20 protein-coding genes and 1 pseudogene are annotated in these 19,378 nt (G+C 41.5%); 16 read left to right on the top strand and 5 right to left on the bottom strand.

Annotation, left to right across the window (positions count from 1 at the left end; translation table 11 throughout):
• Positions 1–490: 490 nt before the first annotated feature.
• The 13 genes from fpoA to MSTHT_RS01130 are packed head-to-tail and all read left to right on the top strand — an operon-like array spanning position 491 to position 10,742.
• Positions 491–865 carry a F420H2 dehydrogenase subunit FpoA gene (fpoA, locus tag MSTHT_RS01190; protein WP_048166219.1) on the top strand — a complete coding sequence of 125 codons (375 nt, stop codon included), beginning with the start codon at positions 491–493 and terminating at the stop codon, positions 863–865.
• Entirely contained in the window at positions 853–1,404 is a 552-nt protein-coding gene (gene fpoB / locus MSTHT_RS01185) for a F(420)H(2) dehydrogenase subunit B (RefSeq protein WP_048166218.1), read from the top strand. Before fpoA ends, fpoB begins: the two co-directional genes overlap by 13 nt.
• Positions 1,405–1,451: 47 nt before the next feature.
• Positions 1,452–1,928 (top strand): F420H2 dehydrogenase subunit FpoC, encoded by a 477-nt coding sequence (gene fpoC / locus MSTHT_RS01180; protein WP_048166217.1) that lies wholly within the window; start codon positions 1,452–1,454, stop codon positions 1,926–1,928.
• 11 nt (positions 1,929–1,939) lie between these two features.
• A complete protein-coding gene (gene fpoD / locus MSTHT_RS01175; protein WP_048168279.1) occupies positions 1,940–3,064 on the top strand; it encodes a F420H2 dehydrogenase subunit FpoD in 1,125 nt (374 codons plus the stop codon).
• A 5-nt stretch (positions 3,065–3,069) separates the two neighbouring features.
• Positions 3,070–4,110, top strand: a complete 1,041-nt coding sequence (fpoH, locus tag MSTHT_RS01170; RefSeq protein ID WP_048166216.1) for a F420H2 dehydrogenase subunit FpoH — start codon at positions 3,070–3,072, stop codon at positions 4,108–4,110.
• Between the two features lie 7 nt (positions 4,111–4,117).
• Positions 4,118–4,528 (top strand): F420H2 dehydrogenase subunit FpoI, encoded by a 411-nt coding sequence (gene fpoI / locus MSTHT_RS01165; protein WP_048166215.1) that lies wholly within the window; start codon positions 4,118–4,120, stop codon positions 4,526–4,528.
• Positions 4,525–4,845, top strand: a complete 321-nt coding sequence (locus tag MSTHT_RS15295) for an NADH-quinone oxidoreductase subunit J (protein WP_259274549.1) — start codon at positions 4,525–4,527, stop codon at positions 4,843–4,845. Before fpoI ends, MSTHT_RS15295 begins: the two co-directional genes overlap by 4 nt.
• A complete protein-coding gene (gene fpoJ, locus MSTHT_RS15290) occupies positions 4,835–5,083 on the top strand; it encodes a F420H2 dehydrogenase subunit FpoJ (protein ID WP_048166214.1) in 249 nt (82 codons plus the stop codon). Before MSTHT_RS15295 ends, fpoJ begins: the two co-directional genes overlap by 11 nt.
• Positions 5,083–5,385, top strand: a complete 303-nt coding sequence (gene fpoK, locus MSTHT_RS01150) for a F420H2 dehydrogenase subunit FpoK (protein ID WP_048166213.1) — start codon at positions 5,083–5,085, stop codon at positions 5,383–5,385. The genes fpoJ and fpoK overlap by 1 nt, the downstream gene beginning before the upstream one ends.
• On the top strand, positions 5,379–7,397 hold the full coding sequence (gene fpoL, locus MSTHT_RS01145) for a F420H2 dehydrogenase subunit FpoL (RefSeq protein WP_048166212.1): 2,019 nt from the start codon (positions 5,379–5,381) through the stop codon (positions 7,395–7,397). Before fpoK ends, fpoL begins: the two co-directional genes overlap by 7 nt.
• Positions 7,397–8,884, top strand: coding sequence for a F(420)H(2) dehydrogenase subunit M (fpoM, locus tag MSTHT_RS01140; protein WP_048166211.1), 1,488 nt, complete (start codon positions 7,397–7,399; stop codon positions 8,882–8,884). Before fpoL ends, fpoM begins: the two co-directional genes overlap by 1 nt.
• 15 nt (positions 8,885–8,899) lie before the next feature.
• Entirely contained in the window at positions 8,900–10,333 is a 1,434-nt protein-coding gene (fpoN, locus tag MSTHT_RS01135; RefSeq protein WP_048166210.1) for a F(420)H(2) dehydrogenase subunit N, read from the top strand.
• Positions 10,334–10,346: 13 nt separating this feature from the next.
• Positions 10,347–10,742 (top strand): F420H2 dehydrogenase subunit FpoO, encoded by a 396-nt coding sequence (locus MSTHT_RS01130; protein WP_048166209.1) that lies wholly within the window; start codon positions 10,347–10,349, stop codon positions 10,740–10,742.
• A 63-nt stretch (positions 10,743–10,805) separates the two neighbouring features.
• Here MSTHT_RS01130 and MSTHT_RS14880 read toward each other — a convergent pair.
• Positions 10,806–10,901, bottom strand: a pseudogene (locus MSTHT_RS14880) (DUF2196 domain-containing protein); the annotation flags it as partial.
• 379 nt (positions 10,902–11,280) lie between these two features.
• Here MSTHT_RS14880 and MSTHT_RS01120 point away from each other — a divergent pair.
• On the top strand, positions 11,281–13,017 hold the full coding sequence (locus tag MSTHT_RS01120) for an ATP-dependent nuclease (RefSeq protein WP_167829501.1): 1,737 nt from the start codon (positions 11,281–11,283) through the stop codon (positions 13,015–13,017).
• A gap of 286 nt (positions 13,018–13,303) precedes the next feature.
• On the opposite strand, the gene MSTHT_RS01115 is transcribed toward MSTHT_RS01120, so the two are convergent.
• Together MSTHT_RS01115 and MSTHT_RS01110 are read right to left on the bottom strand one after the other, a co-directional pair.
• The gene (locus MSTHT_RS01115; protein ID WP_048166206.1) at positions 13,304–14,062 is read right to left on the bottom strand and encodes a hypothetical protein; all 759 of its coding nucleotides are present in this window, start codon (positions 14,060–14,062) and stop codon (positions 13,304–13,306) included.
• A 54-nt stretch (positions 14,063–14,116) separates the two neighbouring features.
• Positions 14,117–14,872 carry a DUF488 domain-containing protein gene (locus MSTHT_RS01110; RefSeq protein ID WP_231588229.1) on the bottom strand — a complete coding sequence of 252 codons (756 nt, stop codon included), beginning with the start codon at positions 14,870–14,872 and terminating at the stop codon, positions 14,117–14,119.
• Positions 14,873–15,591: 719 nt separating this feature from the next.
• Here MSTHT_RS01110 and MSTHT_RS01105 point away from each other — a divergent pair.
• Positions 15,592–16,137 carry a nucleotidyltransferase domain-containing protein gene (locus tag MSTHT_RS01105; protein ID WP_048166204.1) on the top strand — a complete coding sequence of 182 codons (546 nt, stop codon included), beginning with the start codon at positions 15,592–15,594 and terminating at the stop codon, positions 16,135–16,137.
• Positions 16,134–16,505: a HEPN domain-containing protein gene (locus tag MSTHT_RS01100; protein WP_197071754.1), complete on the top strand. Its 372-nt coding sequence runs from the start codon at positions 16,134–16,136 to the stop codon at positions 16,503–16,505. Before MSTHT_RS01105 ends, MSTHT_RS01100 begins: the two co-directional genes overlap by 4 nt.
• Before the next feature lie 461 nt (positions 16,506–16,966).
• Here the strand turns inward: MSTHT_RS01100 and MSTHT_RS14875 are convergent, their stop codons facing one another.
• Together MSTHT_RS14875 and MSTHT_RS01090 are read right to left on the bottom strand one after the other, a co-directional pair.
• Positions 16,967–17,311, bottom strand: a complete 345-nt coding sequence (locus MSTHT_RS14875; RefSeq protein WP_231588131.1) for a hypothetical protein — start codon at positions 17,309–17,311, stop codon at positions 16,967–16,969.
• A 398-nt stretch (positions 17,312–17,709) separates the two neighbouring features.
• Positions 17,710–19,149, bottom strand: a complete 1,440-nt coding sequence (locus tag MSTHT_RS01090) for a hypothetical protein (RefSeq protein ID WP_048166203.1) — start codon at positions 19,147–19,149, stop codon at positions 17,710–17,712.
• Between the last annotated feature and the right edge of the window lie 229 nt (positions 19,150–19,378).

The raw sequence follows: 19,378 nt of genomic DNA, 5'->3' as shown, positions 1-19,378 counted from the left end.
TAATGTCATAGACGGGCAAGTGCTTTTATTCTATTTTTTAAACATGCTCATATTCTAAAAGAACATCTTTAATTAATTAAATTCAATATTTATATAAATACAAATTATCTAGCAAATAATTATAAATATCCCCTAATACAATTGCAGAATTAGCTATAGTGTACTGTAATGGTTATTAATTATACTAATTTCACGCAACTGAATTAATACTATCTGAAACAGGAAATATCTGCACTTTCAACAATTTATTATACAACTCCGGGCAAATGAATCAAATTTTTCAGAGCCCGAAAGCAAATGTCTGAATGCAGTAATCCTTTTACTGAAATTAAGGATTGGTGGATTCAGGCGTTTCCAGAAAGGCCTGTGTTGTGGACTGAACGCGATTTGCTTAAAACTCGGGTGTTCGGACGCAGTTTATGTCCAAACCCCGCAGTCGATGTCATGTAACGCTGCAATTCAGGTTGCTGCATTCCAATAGGTGATATTAATGTCTGGAATAATTGATAGTTACATACCAGTCGCCATATTTCTTTTTGTGGCACTTGTTATGCCACCAATGACAATGTTTATGGTAAAGCATCTGAGTCCGAGGAGCAAGGCAGCAGGCAAGTATACGACATACGAATCGGGTTCAGTTCCCACAGGAACTGCAAGGATCCAGTTCAATGTTGAGTATTATCTTTATGCGATCGCTTTTGTGATCTTTGATGTGGAAGTGCTTTTCCTTTATCCGTGGGTTACAGTCTATAAGGGACACGGGATTACCTCTATCGCAGTAATTGAGATGTTTCTTTTTGTTTTTGTACTGCTCTTTGGATACATTTATCTCTGGAAGAAGGGGGCTCTCACATGGGTGAAGTGAAGGAGAAAAAAACGAATAAAACCGATGAAAAGTCTGAAGAAATTCCTGGAGTCATCACGACAACAACCAGTGCTATTCACAATCTACTTAAGAAATCCAAGGTTCAGGACATTATCAACTGGGGGAGAAAAAACTCGCTCTGGTTTATGACTCAGCCTATGGGCTGCTGCGGGGTTGAGATGATCGCTACAGGCTGTGCACATTATGACACTGATCGTTTTGGGATAATTCCGAGGAACTCCCCGAGGCAGGCTGATGTCATGATAATCAGTGGTTATGTGACAAAGAAATACCTGCCTGCTTTAAGGAGGCTCTGGGAACAGATGCCTTCTCCGAAATGGGTAATCTGTATGGGGGATTGTTCCATCAGCGGCGGGCCTTTCTACGAATCCTACAGCACTGTGCAGAATATTGATGAAATCTTCCCGATTGATGTTTACATTCCTGGATGCCCTCCAAGGCCCGAAGCACTGATTCAGGGATTTGTGGAGCTTCAAGAAAAAATTAAAGCCAAAAAAGACCGAGGCACGGAATACTAAGACTGCTGAGGCTCTTTTTGATTTTCCGATTCATTTGAGGGGAAATTATGGATGTTACAGAAATTCTTAAGTCACTAACAGATGCGTTTCCTGAGGCAATTTTCGAAGCAGCCGCCGAATCCGAAATCCGTGCCAGGGCTTACGTCGATAAGGAGAAAGCAAAAGAAGTCTGCCAGTACCTGAAGGATTCCCTTCAATTCGACCATCTCTGTTCAGTCTGCGGGGTGGACTACATAAAAAGGAATGAGCTTGAAGTAGTCTACCATATTGCATCATATAACCATCCTGTAGTTCTTACGCTCAAAGCTAGACTTCCGAGAGATAATCCGGAAATCGAATCCATTGTATCGGTATACTGGAATGCAAACTGGTATGAGAGAGAAACATACGAACTTTTTGGAATCCTGTTCAAAAACCACCCTAATCTGAAGCCACTTGTACTTCCCGAAGATATGCTTGGAGAATGGCCTCTAAGGAAAGATTACAAGGGTTTCCCTAATAAAACAGCAAGAAATCTGGTATGAGGGGGTGGAAAATGGAAGAAAAGCTTGGACCGAATGAGATGATTATACACCTGGGCCCTCAGCATCCTATGCAGCCCGGACCCTTCAGGTTGAACCTGAGATTAAGAGGAGAAACAGTCGTAGATGCCGAGGTAGAACTGGGATTCATTCACAAAGGTATTGAAAAAATCCTGGAGAATAAGACCTACCTCCAGGGAATTACAATCGTGGACAGGATATGCTACCTTGCAGCCCTTATGAACGAAGAATGTTTTGTAGGCTGTACCGAGAAACTGTTAGACATCGAGCCGCCTGAGCGGGCTCAGTATATCAGAGTCATTCTTGAGGAACTCACAAGGATTCAGAGCCACCTGCTGGGTATGGGTGAATTTGGAGAATTCATTGGCTTCGTGTCCATGTTCATGTATACGATCAGGGAAAGGGAAGAGGTTCTTAGCCTTATCGATATGGTCACAGGAGCCAGGATTACCCACAGCTACCTGAGATTTGGAGGGGTGCGTGAAGACCTTCCGGACGGCTTTAAAGAAAAGGCGATTCCTGCCCTTAACAATCTGAAAAAAGCCATCGATGACTTTGAGGAAATGTTCCACACTGACAGGATCTACAGGGAAAGGACCGTTGGAGTCGGGGTCCTGACTGCAGATATTGCAAAGGAACTTGGGGTTTCAGGGCCTCCTCTGCGTGCAACCGGTGTGCCTTTTGACATTCGGAAAAATGAGCCATATCTGGTTTATAAAGATCTGGACTTCAATGTCTGCACGGAAACCGCAGGAGATTGTTTTGCAAGAGTACAGGTCAGGCTCAATGAGATGAGGGAAAGCATCTACATAATAGAACAGTGTCTCGACCAGCTTCCAGGCGGGCCAATTTTTCCGGAAGATGCCCTGTACAGCAGGAGAACCCCGGTAATGAGAGTTCCGCCAGGTGAGGTATTCCACAGAGTGGAAGACCCGAGGGGGGAAATGGGAATGTATATGATCTCCGATGGCACGGACAAGCCATACAGGGTAAAGATCCGAGGTCCTCACTACCCAACCCTGCAAGCTCTGCCTCCGCTTATCAAAGGCACGACTGTTGCAGACGTAGCAGCAATTGCGGGCAGTATGGACGGCTGTACCAGTGAAGCGGACAGGTGATTATAATGCCAATAGAAATTCCTGAATTTATAATTCCTTTACTCCCCTGGATTCGCGGAACTGTTGGCCTTCTTCTGGTTGGATTTATCTTCATAGCAGCTATGGGAGCTGTGTGGCTCGAAAGAAAGCTTTCTGCCGATATCCAGTCCAGGATGGGACCTTGCCGTGTAGGAAAATATGGGCTTTTACAGCTCGTAGCCGACGCGATCAAGCTCTTTACAAAAGAAGACTTAAGACCACTGAATGCTGACAGCTTACTTTTCAATAATGCTAACATCTTTATGATCAGTTCAGTTCTTCTTATGCTGGTAGCTATCCCTGTGGGCGCGGTCTTTATTAATGGGGTAGAATACCCGCTTGCGGTCACTCAGATGGACATAAGTGTGCTTTATATTGAAGCAATGTCCGCAATCTCGATCTTCGGGATTTTCATGGTGGCTTACGGCTCGAACAATAAATATTCCCTGCTCGGAGCTTTCCGAAACTTCGCCCGGATGGTAGGATATGAAGTGCCTCTCGGATTAAGCGTGGTAAGTGTAGCTGTCATGACAGGCTCCCTGAGTATTGTGGAAATATCAAGAGCACAGGGGCTTCTATGGAATATCTTCCTCCAACCAATCGGATTCTTCGTGTTCTTTGTATCACTTATGGCTGATATGGGAAGGCTTCCCTTTGACCAGAATGAGTCCGAAGAAGAACTCATAGCAGGCTGGATTACGGAGTACTGTGGAATGCGGTTTGGGCTCGGTTTCTTTGCCGAATATATCCACATGATCCTCGGTTCTTTCCTTGTAGCCCTGCTCTTCCTTGGCGGCTGGAACGTACCTTCCTTTGTTGCAAACAACCCTGTGCTTGGTCTTATAGCCCCAACAGGATTCCTGCTTGTGAAAACTGTCTTTGTACTTATGGTAATTATAGGTCTCAGATGGGCTGTTCCGAGATTCAGGATAGATCAGGTTGTTGACCTGAGCTGGAAGAAACTGCTTCCTCTTGCCCTTTTAAACCTTGTCTGGGCTGTGGCGCTCGGACTCTACCTGGGAGCGTGATGAAATCATGGTTCTTAAAAACATTAAATACGCGGTTAGAACTATCACAAGGCCTCCCGTTACCAGAATGTATCCGGAAAAACCTACAGAACTTTCCGACCGGTTCAGGGGGCTTCAGATACTTGATAAAAGTAAATGCATAGGCTGCGGCATCTGCGCCAATACCTGCCCTAACGCCGCAATCCAGATCGTAAAAGCTCCTATTGCACCAGGCAGTGAGAAACAACGTTGGTTCCCCCAGATTGACATAGGACACTGCCTTTTCTGCGGGCTTTGTATAGACCAGTGCCCAAAAGGCGCGCTTTCAAGTGGTAAGGAATACGCTAAAGGGCTCATTAAATGGAGACATAAAGACTTGCTTATGACCCCTGAGAAACTCGCCAGAGAAGTCGATCTTGAGAAAGGTGACGAGAGATGATCTGGCTCGAAGCAATGGGACTTGAGACTATAGAACTCGAAACAATTGGAGCAGCTCTGCAAATGGCTGTTTTCGGGCTTCTTGCAGTTATCACAGTATTCTTTGCAATCTTCGTAGTAATTGCAAAAGATGTTGTCCGGGCTGGACTTGCTCTTATTTTGTGTATGTTCGGAATAGCTGCTCTCTATATCCTCTTAAACGCCCAGTTTCTCGGAGTTATCCAGGTACTGATTTATATAGGGGCTATCGGAGTACTGATCCTCTTTGCAGTTATGCTTACAAAACGTGAGATAGGGGGCGAACCAGGTGCGGACTAATCAGCTTCTAGCCTTTCTTGTAGCCCTGCTCTTTACAGCTGTCGTGATAGTCGGAGCCTTTGGAACCTCCTGGAATACAGTTTCCGAACTGCCGGCAAATCCTGAAGACCAGAGTAATATAGAAGGTATAGGGGTGCTGACCTTTACTCAGTATGTAGCGCCTTTTGAGGTTCTTTCAATTGTCCTGCTCGCATCCCTTATAGGAGCGATCTACATGGCAAAAGGGGAGGGAAACTGATGATTCCTTTAAGTTTTTACCTCGGGCTTGCAGCCCTGCTTTTCTCAATCGGGCTCTATGGGGTAATGACACATAAAAACGGCATTAGGATGATAATGTGCATTGAACTCATGCTTAACTCCGCAAACCTGAACCTTGTAGCTTTCTCAAGTTATACAAATACGCTTGACGGTCAGGTCTTTGCTTTGTTCTCAATTGCCCTTGCAGCTGCCGAGGCAGCAGTCGGGTTTGCAATCTTCATGGCAATCTACAGAATGCACGACAATATCAACCTTGATGAGCTCAACATCCTGAGGTGGTAAAAACGGCTCTGGAAGAGTATGCATTTTTAATCCCCCTGCTTCCTGCACTGGCTTTTGTAATCACCTTCTTCTTCGGCAAAAAAATGCCGTCAGGCGGTGCAGTCGTTCCTATCCTGGCAATTGCTGCCTCCTTCATAATCTCTTTAGTGATTACGCTCAGGCTACTGGCAAACCCGGAAGAGGTTGTAAGCCAGTCCTATTCCTGGTTTGCAGTGCTCAATATTGGAATATTAATTGACCCTCTGGCTGCAGTAATGCTGTCAATGGTCTCCTTTGTGAGCCTGCTTATCCATATCTATGCAGTCAGCTATATGTCCCATGACCCGGGAAAACCCAGATACTTTGCAGAAACTGCGCTCTTTACTGCGGCAATGCTTTCCCTTGTGCTTTCGGACAATATTCTTCAATTCTTTGTCTCCTGGGAACTTGTAGGGTTATGTTCCTATCTCCTTATTGGATTCTGGTACGAAAAGCCCTCAGCTGCAGCCGCTGCCAAGAAAGCTTTCCTGACAACAAGGGTCGGGGATGTGATGTTCCTTACTGGAATAATCTTACTGACTTCCGATCTTCTGAAACTTGCAGGAGGTTTCCAGGACGGAACATACCTGCTCCGATTCGATGAAATCTTTAGCTATATCCCTCAGCTTTCCGCGCTTCAGGCAAATATTTTCGGATTTGAGGTAAGCCACCTTACTATCATTACCCTGCTCTTCTTCGGAGGAGCCATAGGAAAATCCGGGCAGTTTCCCCTGCATGTATGGCTTCCTGATGCAATGGAAGGCCCAACAACCGTCTCAGCCCTTATTCATGCTGCAACAATGGTTACTGCCGGGGTCTACCTGGTCGCAAGAACCTTCCCGATGTTTATTGCAGCCCCTGAATCCCTTATGGTGGTTGCCTATCTCGGAGGCTTTACCGCGCTTTTTGCAGGCACTATGGGCATTGTAATGAACGACCTCAAACGTGTGCTTGCTTACTCAACCATAAGCCAGCTAGGGTACATGATGCTCGGTCTTGGAATGGGTTCAGCAATAGGGCTTGAAGCCGTCGGCATTTCCATATTCCACCTTATCAACCATGCTTTCTTCAAAGCGCTTCTTTTCCTCTGCGCAGGAAGCGTAATCCATGCCGTCGGCACACAGGATATGAGGGAGCTCGGAGGCGTAGGAAAGGTAATGCCGATTACGGCAGTCACTATGGCAATTGCAGCCTTGGCTCTTGCAGGGTTTGGAATTCCAGGGACTTCAATAGGAACAAGCGGCTTCTTCTCAAAGGATGCAATTATTGAAGCTGCCTATATTTTTGGAGAGCACAGCAACAACTGGATTCCCTACCTGTTCTCGATTGCAGCTGCACTCCTCACGTCGATTTACATCTTCAGGCTGATCTTCATGACCTTTACTGGAAAGCCCAGAAGTGACTATCATGGACACGAGTCCCCTGCCATTATGACCATCCCCCTTTCCATTCTGGCAGTCTTTGCCCTAGTGTTTGGAGGGCTGACACAGACAGGGTTTATGGCTTTCCTTGAGGAGACCTTTGTCAACACTTTCGTGAATCTTGATATAGGAAGCCTTGCAGGCATCGGCGGATATGAGCTTGTAGAGGCAGCAGGGCATGAGCCTCTTCTTGTCCTGTGGATTCCTTTGATTGTAGCCGTTGCAGGTCTTGCAGTCGCTTTTGTAATCTATTATCTGAGGATAATCAAACTCGGGCCTCTCGCTTCAATGAAGAATCCGGTTTACAGGCTGCTCTACAAACGCTATTACCAGCACGAGATCTATACCGAGTTCTTCTCACTCGGAATAATATACGGTGTAGTTGCTCTTCTTACTCAGGTGCTTGATGTAATAGTTGACAGCATCGTGGAAGGAATCGGAATTCTTACAGTCGGTATAAGTGAGGAACTCCGGAGAATTCAGACCGGAGTTGTCCAGACTTATGCAACTGCCTTAGTTGCGGGTGTGAGTTTGCTAATTATACTTGTTAAGTTAATAATGGAGGTACTCTGATGCTGCCGGTTGCATCACTGTTGATTCTGGTGCCGCTGATTTTCGCAGCCGTGACCTTTTTCACAAAAACGAAAAAACAGGCTGCAGGCTTGGGCTTTTTAGGGTCTATTGCGACTCTTGGTCTTACCCTGTATGCCTACCTGAACTTTGACAGCAGTACTGCTGCCATGCAGTTCTTTGAGTCTATAAAATGGATTCCCTCTCTCGGGGTTAACTATTCAGTAGGAATCGACGGCATTTCCATGCCTCTCATCCTCCTGAATTCAATTGTTATCCCATTCCTGATCCTTTACAGCTGGAAGGAAGACAGGGATGCCCCTAACAGGTTCTATGGTCTGATCCTTACCATGCAGGCTGCAGTTATAGGAGTCTTCGTAGCCCTTGACTTCCTGGTCTTCTATATCTTCTGGGAGCTTACCCTTATTCCCCTCTTCTTTATGGTGAATATCTGGGGAGGAGAAAAGCGGGTACATGCATCGTACAAGTTCTTTATTTACACGCATGTAGCCTCCCTGATAATGCTGCTTGGGATTTTCGGGCTCTTCTACGCCTCCTGGCAGCAGACAGGCGCTCCCAGTTTTGATATAAGAGAACTGGTTGCACAGTTCCAGTTCTTTGAATCCAGCCTGTTGAGAGATGCGATTTTCCTCTCGATTATCTTCGGGTTCCTGGCAAAGCTGCCGGTTTTCCCCTTCCACTCCTGGCTTCCGGATGCTTATACCGAAGCCCCTACGGCAGGTAGTGTACTTTTTATCCTGCTTAAAATCGGAGGGTACGGGCTTTTCAGGATTTCGCTACCCATGCTCCCGAATACAGGCAGCCCTGAACTTATAATTAACATGCTGGGATTGCTCGGAGCTTTCAGCATAGTGTACGGGGCGCTTGTGGCTCTGAGGCAGAAAGACCTCAAACGCATGATCGCTTACTCCAGTCTGAGCCACATGGGATTTGTCGTACTGGGTTCGGCCGGCTTCATTGCACTGTCAGTTTCAGGTGCTATGTTCCAGCAGTTTTCCCACGGACTTATAATGAGCATCCTGTTCATGTCCGCTGGTGCAATCCAGACCACCACAGGCACACGGATCATCAACAACCTTGGCGGGCTTGCAAAGAGAATGCCGAAACTGACCGTGCTTATGATGGTAGGATTTATGGCATCCCTCGGCCTGCCCGGGCTTAGCGGCTTTATTGCCGAGTTCCTGGTGTTTACCTTTAGCTATGTCAACCTGCCTGGTTTTGTCCTGTTTGCCCTGCTGGCAATAGTGATTACTGCAGGTTACCACCTCTGGGCAATGCAGAGGGCGATGTTCGGAGTGTACAATGCAAAAGTCGGAGATATCAGCGATATTAATTCCCTACAGGTCTTTTCGATGGGAGTAATTGCCCTTCTTGTGATCTATTTTGGCTGGAACCCGAGTCCGGTGCTTAATATGATGATTACGAATTCGGAAGCAATAGTTAGCCTTGGGGCTGCCGTGGGGGTGTAAAAAACGGTGAATTTTATGCTACTTGCACCTGAAATCGCAGTCGTTGCAACCGCCCTGATTATACTGCTAATAGGGGCCTTTATGTCCCCCAGAACCAAGAATGTGCTCGGTTACCTGGCAACCCTTGGAGTGTTCGCAGCTCTAGTCCTGACAGTGCAGAGTTTAGGGACCGAAGCTGTGATGTTCTACAATACTGTCAGTATCGATGCCCTTTCCCAGTTCTTTAAGCTGGTATTCCTGGCAGTTGCACTGATCGTCTCGGTTGCTTCAATAAAGTACAACGAAAATAGCGACCATACCGAAGAGTTCTATTGCCTTGTGCTCTTCGCAACCTTCGGGATGATGGGTGTGGCATCCGCAAATGACCTGATCCTGCTCTTCTGTGCCTTTGAGCTGGCAAGCCTTGCCACTTTTGCACTTGCAGGTTTTGAGAAGCAGGATGCAAGGTCGCTCGAAGGCGCCATGAAATATTTTATAATAGGTGCAATCTCTTCAGCGCTTATGCTTTTTGGCATCTCTTTTGTCTACGGGGCAACAGGCACTACCAGAATTCCTGCAATTGCTGAAAACGCCGCTTTTCTGGCTCAGAATCCTATTGGGCTTGTCGCCATCGTGCTGCTTATTGCAGGTTTTGGCTTCAAGATGGCGCTTGTGCCTTTCCACATGTGGGCTCCTGATGCCTACCAGGGCTCGCCTTCAGTTGTTTCCTCACTGCTTGCAGCCGGGTCGAAAAAGATGGGTTTTGTGGCAGCTTTCAGGGTTTTTATTCTGGCTCTTCCAGCCCTTCAGGTTGACTGGCAGCTTGCATTTACAATTCTTGCAGCCGTTACTATGACCTTCGGAAACGTGGTTGCAGTATCGCAGACAAGCGTAAAACGCATGCTTGCCTACTCTTCCCTTGCCCAGGCAGGGTATATCGCAATGGCTTTTGTGGTAATGACCCCAATGGCGCTTACAGGCGGAATCTTCTATACCCTTGCCCATGCCTTTATGAAAGGAGGAGCATTTATTGCAACCGCAGCCGTTGTCTGGATGGTAACCTCACAGAAGACAGGGGATCTAATTACTCCGGATCATCTGGACAATTTCAAAGGTCTTGGGAAAAAAATGCCGCTGGCGGCTCTTTCAATGACGGTTTTCGTCTTTGCCCTTGCAGGTATCCCCCCGACTGCAGGTTTCATGGCAAAGCTGTTGCTCTTCTCTTCGACTATTGAAGCAGGAATGGCATGGCTTGCAGTAATCGCAGTCCTGAATAGTGCCCTTTCGCTGTTCTATTATGCAAGGCTTGTAAGATACATGTATTTCCTGCCCCCCGACGGCAAAAAGATAGGAATGCCTTTCCAATATGCGGCAGCTCTCCTGATTGCAGTAGCCGGCGTGCTGGTAATGGGAATCTGGTCCGAACCCTTCCTGCAGTGGGCAATGGATGCAGCACAGGTATTAGCCTAAGGAGGTATGAGAAATGACAGATTGTGATCTTTGCGGACGTGCACTCCCGACCGTTATCCCGGTCAAAACCTTCCCTCCCCTCCTCAAATTCGCCTATCCAGAGGGTGTGTGGAAAGGACTCTGTGCAATCTGCCTCGATTCCGCCCAGAAAACCTACATAAGCATTGATAAAGAAGAACTTTCCTGCAGGAGAAGCAAATGTGCTCTGTGCGGAAGAAAAGGCAGGGTTTACCCTGTAGAACTTCAGGTCCCCGATTTCTCAAAAGGAATCGTGAAAAAAGAAGCAAATGTCTGTACAATTTGCCTTAAAGGAATCAATGAGGCTTATATCAAGTTTAAAAGAGAACAGATCGAGCAGGCTCACGAAGAGGGCAGAATACACGGGCACGAGCATGTGCATGAGCATTAAGTGAAGCTGCGTTTTGCGGCTTTATTTCTTTTCTTTTTTTGAATTAATTGTTATTTTTAAGATTCAATGTGCAAATCTGTTAATCAAAATTTGTAATTGGTGCACAGTTAACTGGACTTTTATTCCTTGCGGATGAGTTGAAGAATTGGTTAATATTCTTCTTACAACGCCCTCTGAATTTTTCCGGTTTTCTGGTCTTGTTTTTAAACAATCCCTACGTTCATCCCTTCTTTAATATTTGCTCTGATAGTACCGTTGCTCATGCTGGGAGGTAAGTTCAGGATTATATAAAGGTGTGAGTTTGAAAAAAGTAAATTTCGAATTAGTTGGAACAGTACCGTAATACTGTATCCAGAATGTTCCTTTGGTTGGAGGATAAAGAAAGAGATAGGGAGGGGTGAGAAGGAAAGATGAGTTTTTTACCATTATTGTACTCCGACTCTGTCAACTGCAGCTCTTAATATAATAATTAGAAAATTAAATATCTATAAATACATTAGGAAGTAACTGGCATTAATTACTAGTGGAAGTAATTAAAGTGAAGATTAAACAGCTAGAAATTGATGGTTTTAGGTGTTTATGTAACTTAACAATTGCATTTGAGAATGATATTACTCTAATAGTTGGAGAAAATGACAGCGGTAAAAGCTCTATCATCAGCTGTTTAAATCTTTTTACGGAAGATTATTCATTAGAACTTGATGACTTTAATTATGGACGTGAAGAAATAGAAGTAAAACTAGTTACGGAAGACTTTGAATTTATAAAAAAATACAGCAAAGAAAAATTTCCTGACTCTAGTTTTATAATAAAACCAAGTCAAAAGTTCATTCAAGAAACTAAAGAATTTCTAAATTCTTTACCAGGTAGCTTAACTGAAGCTCAAGAATCTAAGATCAAAGATTTAGCTAAAATGTTTGGATTGACTGTACGCGTAAATAGTAGCATCCAAACTTTAAAAAATCAGTTAGTTTCGAAATTATCTGAAGATGAAATAACCATTAGTAATGGGCGTTTTTTTGGATTAAATAAAATTCAACTCGATGGAAAACAATTTGAAAATGTGGAATTTTTTTTTAAGGAAGTTTTTCTCAAAGACAAACAAGCTAATATTTGGGACACAAAAATTCAAGATGAGAAAACAATTAAAGAAATAATTCAAGAAGAATTGGATCGTTATGCCAAATCAATTTCTGAAAACCTTGAATCAAAAGGAATAAAAGAAAAATTGAAACAGTATTTAAATCGACTTACTGATATTAAAATAGAACCCCTGTTTGAACCTAAGAATTTAAATATCTATTCAAAAGTTAAATTTTTAGAAAATGGAAATGAAATTTCCGTTGAAAAAAAGGGGGATGGAACCAAAAGAAGAATTTCTTTAGCATTACTTGAATACAAAATGGAAAGTGAAGAGCCATGCAAAGACTCAAAATTGTATATACTAGATGAGCCAGACACACACTTACATGTAAAAGCACAGTTAGAACTATTAAACATTTTAAAAGAATTAGGTAAAAAAGGCTGTCAAATTATCATAACTACTCACTCACCCTTTTTAATAAATGCTATAAAGCCAAAACAAATACGTCTATTAGTCCAAGAGAACGCAAATGAAACAAAGATCAAATTTCTAAAAAATGAACCGGAAACTTCAGATGAGATCTTAAGAAAACTTGGAATTGAAAATATCTACTTGTATTTTGCCAAGAAAATTATTATTGTAGAAGGTGAAACAGAAGAATCATTTTTGCCAAGGATTTATGAAAAAATATATGATGTTTCATTAAATAGTGATTTAATTAAGGTAATAAATACAAGAGGAATAAAGAATATTCCTGGTTTTGCAAAAGCTTTGTTAGAGTTAGTGGACGAAAATAGTATTTACGTCGTTAAGGACAATGACGCAAGCGAAGAAACTTTAAAATTAATCGATGAGCTAAAAATCCACCCAGATAGGCAGATCACTGTAGGAACAAAAGAATTTGAAGATTCATTTAGTGATGATGTTATATATGAATCTTGGAAAAATTACTTAGTCGAGTGTGGAAAAGATATTAGCAAATCCAGATGGACTTTGGAAAACATAAATAAATTAAGAGAGGAATGTAGCTCTAATCCTGGCAAAAAGTTCAGTTCAGAACTTCAATCTTTAAATAGTGGCAGTGGAAAAAAATTCAGGAAAATAATTTTTGGAGAAGTATTAGGTAATTATTGTGATAAAACAAAAATCCCTAGTGAAATAAACGAATTATTGCTTAAGTTATCTAATTAATTTTTGCTGTTGGGTACTTATCTTTTATACACACATTGAAATACTTTCCATGTGAACCTGCACGAAGAAGATTTTGAAGAATATTGTAGGAACGCCTTTATATTGATATATACTTTCTTATTTAAATTCAACTTCTAATACTTTTTACTCTCATCACAACCTATCGATTCAATATTTGATGATAAAACTGTTCTTTCTATCAATCCATCTTTTTAATAAAATAGACCTTCAACTATATAATTTTTTTACAATTTGGATTTTCATAATATACATGATATAAAAACTTTCAAAAATCAAAAAGTTCCTTCTGCTTTTCGTCTTTTTTCTTTAAATAGAAAATCCCAATAATCATCCAAGTCTTGAAGCGGAAATGGGTTCCCATTACAAAATAAAGATCTCTTTCCTTCATGAAGTCATAAAACCTGTTTCGAATCTTTTTTTCAATGGATGCAGGATTTGCGTCAGTCCGCATAATATTTCTTGCAAGTTCGTTAAATTCCCAGTCAAGCAGGATAATCTGGTGTCCTCTGCAGGCAGGATTGTTTTTGCACCTGAAATTATATCTTAATTCGACAGGCATTTTGACTTTTTCTCTTTTCTCGACCAGATAATCGCCCATCAAATTAAAGTACTGCTGCTTGTCATATATTTCAGTACTATTTATTTCTACCTTTACATCAATAAGTTCAGGCTTTACTACTCCAAGACTTGCATTCTCTTCTGTTAATTTTTCTATTGAACTTACTTTCGACCGGAGTAAATTTCTTAGCTCTTCGTCCTCAACAGGAGAATGCAGGTTCTTGTAGCGGATTTGCTTTCTGCTTTCTTTTCTTTGGTCGTTATCCGGTTCTGTAAGGACAACTTCAATCCTGTCTTTCTTCTTAAAATCGATTGACTTTTCCCCATAACTGAATTCGAAAGGATAAACTCTCCTGAACTCTCCCTTCTCATTTATTCCGGCAACACATACAAGATAACCATGTTTTTTACTTTCTTCTGGTGTAGCCCTCACCAGAACTAAGATTCTCTCGGTTTCCTGTTTCAATCAGGAAAAGCCTCCAAAAAATATGACAATAGTATTATATGGCATTTATGTGTTTCAGATATTTAAAACTTCCACATTTTCTTTTTGGACTATATTTCGTGCAATAACTCCACGATGACACCTATTTACGTCCGCCTCAAAACACATTAGTGCAGCACGATGGTTTCGGCTTAACTCCACAATTTTATCTAAAAGTTCAGGGTTTTTTTTTATTGTGGTTTTCTCGTAATTTTCAAAGAGCTTTTCGTAATCTTTGTATGTGGCAAGGGCTTTTCTTTTTTCTCCTTCTATTCCAAGCTCAGGAATGTGAATATATTGAATCTCTGAGTTCTCAAGATAATTTTTAAGTCTATTTTTTGTAAAACTAAACTTCATACTGAAGGGATTCTTCCTAACGTCAATAAGAATATCTATGGAATTCTGAATTAAGATATTAAGGAAAAGGTCAATGTCTCTTCCTTCATATCCTATGGTGAAAAGACATGGTTCCTGTTTTCTCTCCTCTTGAGGGGGTAGAAGCTTACTTCTTATCGTATAAGCAGGGAATTTTCGATAGACATATGCCTTAATTTCTTTGTCAGAATTAAACTTCCCGACAACTCTGTTTATTTTTAGAGCTACCTTCTTGTCAATTCCCTTTAGAAATGCCTTACCATTTTCGGTTAGTTCAAGTTGCTTATCCTTCTCTATGATATAGCTTTCTTTTTGCAGCTTGGAAATATCGTTATAACAAACGATAGAGAAAGGTCCATAGTTATAAGGGAAAAAATTGTAGAATTTAATTAACTTATCAATTCGTTCTACGTGCACTAACAAAAAAAGACTCTTCACTACCATAAACTTAGAAGATAAGTCCCGTTCATGTAGTTTATATATAGTGTAAAGAAGAGCTCTTTGTTTGTGGTTTAAATTTTTCATTAAATTACCATCTATTGATTGCTTGTTTATGTTCAGAATATTTTCATTTGATTATTTTACATTCTTTTTGAATTAGCAAGTTTGTGTAAATTTTTACCAAATGACTTTTAATGTTTTATTTATTATGATTCTAGCAAAATTATAGATTACGATTACATTAAGCTTTAGGTCCAATAAGAATTCATTTAGTTAAAATGTCAATCAAAAATCGAACGAACTCGAAAAACCTGCGTTTTCCGGTCAACTTGTTGAGACAGAGGCTGAGATTGCAAGAAGAGAAGGCAGGGAATATGAGACGGCGGAGGTTTTGCTTGAGAGAATAAAAGCGGAAAAGAGGAAAATAGAAAATGTGAAAAGCAAGAAAAAATGACAATGTTATATCTTTTCGAATTTAATCTCTTTTCTTCTTTATTTTTCAGGAAAGGCCGCCTGCTGCGCAGCCGTTGAGTATCTCGGAGTCCAAGAATTCTATAATTTTCCGGTTCGCAAGCTCAAAATTAATTAGTTTGACATTTTTCTTCTGCTAAGATTTTAAGATAACGAAGATCCAGCCAGGATTTATGGTCATGCCATAATCGTTTAATATATTGAATGATCATTCAACATATTGAATGATAGACGAATTTAACAAATGTGTTGGTAATAAAATCCTGGGATGGTTTCTTTCCCACCCTACCAGTTCCATAAACATTAATGAGCTTTCCCGTGAGCTTGAGGTTTCACCCGGCAGCGTCAAGAGGTTCACAGATTTGTTTTACAGAGAACAACTTGTGGACATGGAAAAAATCGGTACGGCGCATATGTTTACCCTTAACAATTCCAGCTATATAGCAAGGGAATTGAAAAAAACTTTTATGGTGCTGAAGCTGTGGGAAGGAAAGCTGGAAGAACTGGCTCCAAATGCGATTTCTCTTGCAGTGTACGGGAGCATAGCATCTGGAAGTTTTGATGAAAAAAGTGATATTGATGTTCTGGTAATTGGAACAGAGCAGGACGTTAATTATGCACTCGTTCCAGAAATTGAAACAAATGTCGGGCATGAGCTTCAAGTGACTGTTATCCCTTACTATGAATGGGAGAGTCGAAAGAAAAAAGATGATCCCTTTGTCCTTAGCGTACTCACCAAACACATTCTTTTCACGGGTGCGGAACTATGAACTGGAAGGAGTGCCAAGCCGAAAAACTGATTAAGCATGATTCCCGAGCTTGGGAAAGAATACCTGTATCAATATCAGCGGCAGAACGTTTTCTGCGCTCCGCACAAAAGAATCTGGAAATTGACGAGTATGAAATGGTGCAACTAGCTGCATATAATAGTGCATTTCATAGTGCTAGAGCTTTACTTTTCTCAAAAGGCTATACAGAACGCAGCCACTCCTGTCTCAGTATCGCACTTAAACATCTGTATAAAGATGATCCTCTCCTACTAAAACTCGTAAACGTCTTCGATAAGATGCGCATCTCTCGTCACAACGTCCAGTACGCGGAACTTTTGTTACTTTCGAAGAAGCCGTATTTTCTATAAATTTTGCAAAAGAAATGTATGATACCGTCTCTAAGATTCTGCGATCATATTGATGACTATTTTGGCACTTGCATGCACTTTGCCTTCTCTGTCAATCCAAAAACTAAACAACAAGAGAAAAAACTGAAAAACTAAGGCAGTCCATTCTTGCAAAAGCATTTTCCGATCAACTTGTTGAGACAGAGGCTGAGATTGCAAGAAGGGAAGGGAGGGATTATGAGACGGTGGAGGTTTTGCTTGAGAGAATAAAGGCAGAGAAAGTAAAAAACGGGAAGAAACGATAATATTGCTGCTTTCTAAAGTTCAGTCTTTTTCTATTTTGTTTTTAGAGAAATGCCGGCTGCCTGACAGCCGGTGAGAGCGCTGGTACTCAAAAATAGAAACTAAATACACGTTAAAAGGCTAAAGAGACAATCCTGAAGCATCAAAATAAGGTTTGTACAGCCCATTTACAAGCTTTATTAGCTCCTCGTAATGTCGCACTCTTTTACAAACCGTATTAATGCATGGTCTATGTTATTACAGTTGACAATGAGAGGTTTGTCCGTAACCGTAATTGTAAGGTTCGATTCTCCATCCCACTGGAATTCTGCAGTAAAACCCTGCCCCGAAAGCTCTCCCTCATTCCCAGGCGTGACTGTTATTCCAGCGTCCTGAAGCCTCTCCTTCATGCACTTAAATCTATCAGGCGTGACATTAACGAATTTAATAGGCTTGCACCCGCTTCCTCCTAACTGCGCCTGAGCAAATCCCGCAGAGAAAACCAGAAACAGGACTGGCAGAAGAAATACCAGTTTGATTTTCACTTTTTACCCCCATTCCGAATTCAGCTACTTTATTCGGCTACTTATTCGGTTATTTGATTCAGCTAATGCATGGATATAATAAAGTAAAATAATCAATACAAATAGATAATATCAAAATTAATTTTTGTAGGATTAATAATAGATTAATTATATATTTAAGCACTCTTAATTATCGAATTTCTATTGAGCATATGAATATTCTGGTTTTTCAGAAGTGACAGGATTTTATACATCTAAAGTTTTTGAATCAGAGTTCAAGATTAGTCTTTCCTGCGCTTCTGGCTTGCTGAAGTTAATTATATAATTCTATTAGAGCATCATGAGTTAAAAAAGAGTTAAGAAAATTAAGAAAGAGCTAAGAAAGTTAAGAAAATGTTAAGAAAGTTAAAAACAGAGGTTCAGGAGCCCATAACTTCTTCACTTTCCAGCTCATCAAGGTATGGAGCAAGCGAGGAAAGAGCTTCAGCTTTTTGATATTCTGATTTAATTTCGGACGCCATATCAAGGGCTTTTTTAAGAATTTCTTTTCTTTCTGGTTCCTCCAGATATGGAAGAATGTATGAGAGGGCTTCAGGCCTCATGTCTTTATCATTAAGAGTGAAAGCCAACTCAAGCGCCTGGTCTATAACTTCCTGTTTTCTCTGTTCATTCAGGTATGTAATAAGAGATGAGAGAGCCTGTACCCTTTGGTATCTGGAGTGGATCACTGTTACCAGTTCAAGGGCTTTCTCAATAAGTATTTCATTCCTTGACCCGTAGAGATGAGGAAGAAGCGAGGAAAGAATCTGGAATTTTATATCCCCATACTTAAAGAAATAGGCAAAGCCAAAGATTTTTTCAATAAGCTCTTCTTTGCCCTGACCTCTCAGGTGGGGAAGAAGTGAAGAAAGGACAAGAGCTCTTTCATCCTCATCATGGATATGGGAGGCGGATTCAAGGGCTTTCCCGATAAGTTCGGCTTTCTCTGGTCCGTTAAGATGGGGAATAACTAGGGAAAGAGCCTGTGATCTCAGATCCCCGTACTGGATCCGGGAGGCAAAATCAAGGGCTTTTTTCAATACCTCTTGTTTTTCCGGCTTCTCCAGATAAGAAATCTGCAATAAAAGGTTCTTTGTCCTCTCGGACTCATTTTGGAGCTCAGGCTCGGCTTTCAAAACGCCTGTATCTCCAAAACAAATTTTTGCAAGATTATTCTTTGCGACGTAAGCTCTTTCAAAATCCGTTTTTTCAATTTGTTTAATTTCTGCGATTTGCTCAAGTCTCAGGGCACTTGCACTTTTTTTACCTGTAACGCCCGAACCAGTAAGCTTTTCGGTGTCAGGCATTTCAGACCGCTCCAAACCCTCAGAAGTGCCCTTTCTTGCTGCAAATCCCTCAAGCAGTCTGTTAAATTCTTCAAACACTCTAAGTCTATCAATGAGGGTTTGCTTTGAGATCTGCTTTGATTCCTGTTTTGAATTCTGATCTGTAGCCCTTGCCGGATTGTATTCGGTCATCAGCCTCTGTATGGATTCATCTTCCATAAAAGACGAAATTTCTTCAGTTAAATCAGGGTTTTCTTCAAGCAATTTTAAAATCTCCTGAGTCAGAACTTGCCTTACCTCCGTATCAGAGGGTGCAACAATCATATCTTTTGCGGCTTCTTTCAACCCAACGCACCCTGTCGAACATAATTTTCCCCATAATTTTCTTTTAATCTCCCAGACTTCAGGTCCTACCTGTTTGCGGGCTTCCTCAGCCGCTTTTTTGGACCCTATGACCAGATAGGGGATAACAGGTTCAATAAAATCTGTTACTTTTTGCGCCAGTTGTCTGGCTATTATGTCCTGTTGCCGCATTATTTCAGCCTTCCATTTAACATAATATGTTATTTTTATTTTCCTCTTCAGTCTAAATAAACTGATAGAGCCAGGTGCAGCACCCCAGGTGTAACACCCTCAATGACTACATAATTCACAATTATATAAGTCCATATTCAAATAATCCTATATTGAAAGAACGTTTTTAAAAAATAATGGGATTGAACAATTCCTGAGAATTATGTTTGCAGGTATCCCTAAAAAGAAA

Source organism: Methanosarcina thermophila TM-1 (assembly GCF_000969885.1).
GTDB lineage: Archaea > Halobacteriota > Methanosarcinia > Methanosarcinales > Methanosarcinaceae > Methanosarcina > Methanosarcina thermophila.
Note: the sequence above shows the minus strand (reverse complement) of the source record. Positions and strands in the feature narration are given on the sequence as shown.